This is a genomic window from uncultured Methanobrevibacter sp. (assembly GCF_902788255.1).
In the GTDB taxonomy this organism is placed as follows: domain Archaea; phylum Methanobacteriota; class Methanobacteria; order Methanobacteriales; family Methanobacteriaceae; genus Methanocatella.
In genome coordinates, this window is record NZ_CADAJR010000068.1 from 946 (window position 1) to 2,642 (window position 1,697).

3 protein-coding genes are annotated in these 1,697 nt (G+C 34.0%); all 3 read left to right on the plus strand.

From position 1 onward, the window contains the following. Positions 1-420: 420 nt before the first annotated feature. From QZV03_RS11220 to QZV03_RS11230, 3 genes are read left to right on the plus strand one after another with little or no spacing between them, the layout of a single operon-like run. A complete protein-coding gene (locus QZV03_RS11220) occupies positions 421-924 on the plus strand; it encodes a hypothetical protein (protein ID WP_296876814.1) in 504 nt (167 codons plus the stop codon). Between the two features lie 15 nt (positions 925-939). Continuing rightward, positions 940-1,176, plus strand: coding sequence for a hypothetical protein (locus QZV03_RS11225; RefSeq protein WP_296876816.1), 237 nt, complete (start codon positions 940-942; stop codon positions 1,174-1,176). A 40-nt stretch (positions 1,177-1,216) separates the two neighbouring features. Further along, positions 1,217-1,648, plus strand: coding sequence for a hypothetical protein (locus QZV03_RS11230; protein ID WP_296876818.1), 432 nt, complete (start codon positions 1,217-1,219; stop codon positions 1,646-1,648). Positions 1,649-1,697 lie beyond the last annotated feature (49 nt).

Sequence of the window (1,697 nt, forward strand, 5' to 3'; positions counted from 1 at the left end):
CCGCAAGATATACAATATGTTGAGAATAAATACCATCTTTCAGTTAATGATGATGAAGCTGATGCTATATGTATTTTTGATGCCTATTGGTAGAAGTTTAATAATGAAATTAACTGGGAATAAAAAGCTACTCTAATTTTAATAAGGTATTGGAAAAATATAAAAAGATTTTTATGAAAAATGAGAGATTTTATATCTCTCATTTTTTCTTTTTTGATCGCAACTTGAAAAAATTTTGGACAAAATTGGTTAAATTATTAACGCTATTTTTAATATATAGATGTAGGGGGTAAAAAATAGAAAATTACATGCTGATTATGATAAAGATAATCAACTTATAGTAATCTTCCAGCCACCTATAATATACGTATATTGTAACTTTAAACTTATTTTTTATATGTGCACACAGGAGGAAATGTAATGGCAAATTACAATCCTAATCTTGGAGGTTTGCAACAGCAGACACCTGTGAATTTTATGTCTCAGCAAACTCCAGTTCAATTCCCTTATGGGAACAATAACATGTTATTGAGCAATACCCCATATGATAACTATATGGGTAGAATGAATGGTTCTCAAAATTTGTTATCTAATCAATTTTTAAAATGTCGTCCAGTTTCATCAAAAGATGAAGCAAGAGCATACCAAATTGATTTAGATGGTTCCCTTTGGGTATTTACAGATATTGGAAATGGGAAAATCTATACCAAACAAGTAAATAATGATGGAACAGCAACCTTTAAAACGTATGCTTTTATTGAAGATGAAAATCCTTATAATTCGACTGAATATGTAACAAAAGAAGAATTTAATAAGGTTGTGCAAACATTAATGGCGGCAATGCAGCCTGCAAACTCGCAGGGACAAGCACCCGTGCAAAGTAATTCCCAAAATCAAAGTAAAGCAGAAGTAACGAATTTTTGATAAAGGAGAACGGTTATGAATGTAAATCCAATACAATTAATTCAAATGATTAAGGGTGGGCAAAATCCTCAACAACTTATGATGAATATCCTACAACAGAAAAGTCAAAATAATCCTATTTTAAATAATGCAATGAATTTAGCGCAAGGCGGAAATATATCAGCATTAGAGATGTTAGCGCGTAATCTTGCCGCCCAAAGGGGATTAGATTTCGACAAGGAGTTTGCAAATTTTAAAAACCAATTAAGGTAACCTGTTAATCTCGTCTTTTGGAAAGTAAGAGGAATAAATAATGTTTAATAATTCTAATGGATATTCCTTAGCAGATATTGCAGCTGCTACAGGTAATGGTAATAACGGTAACAATGATGGGTTTTTCAATGGTGATGGCGGTTGGGTTCTGCTTTTATTCATTCTTATCCTAGCTGGCGGCTGGGGGAATGGATACGGTGGATTCGGCGGCGGAAATGGCGCTGCAGGAACAGCTTATGTAACTTCTGATATTCAAAGAGGTTTTGATCAAAACGCGATCATCAATAGTTTAACAGGTATCTCCAATGCAGTTAACTCTGGCTTTGCTGGAGCAGAAGTTTCTCGTTGCAACACACAAGCCAACATCCTCCAGACACTGAATAACAATCAGGGTAATTTATCTAATCAACTTAATACGATTGCAATGAACCAGCAACAGTGTTTAAACACAATAGACACTTGTGCAGCGTAAGTTGCACTGGCAATCGGGTGAATTGCTGGAACATCTAAGTACACAAAAA

Excerpts from the sequence above, each read along its gene's own strand:
- QZV03_RS11220 (WP_296876814.1), top strand. The coding sequence starts at position 421 with ATGGCAAATTACAATCCTAATCTTGGAGGTTTGCAACAGCAGACACCT.
- QZV03_RS11225 (WP_296876816.1), top strand. The coding sequence starts at position 940 with ATGAATGTAAATCCAATACAATTAATTCAAATGATTAAGGGTGGGCAA.
- QZV03_RS11230 (WP_296876818.1), top strand. The coding sequence starts at position 1,217 with ATGTTTAATAATTCTAATGGATATTCCTTAGCAGATATTGCAGCTGCT.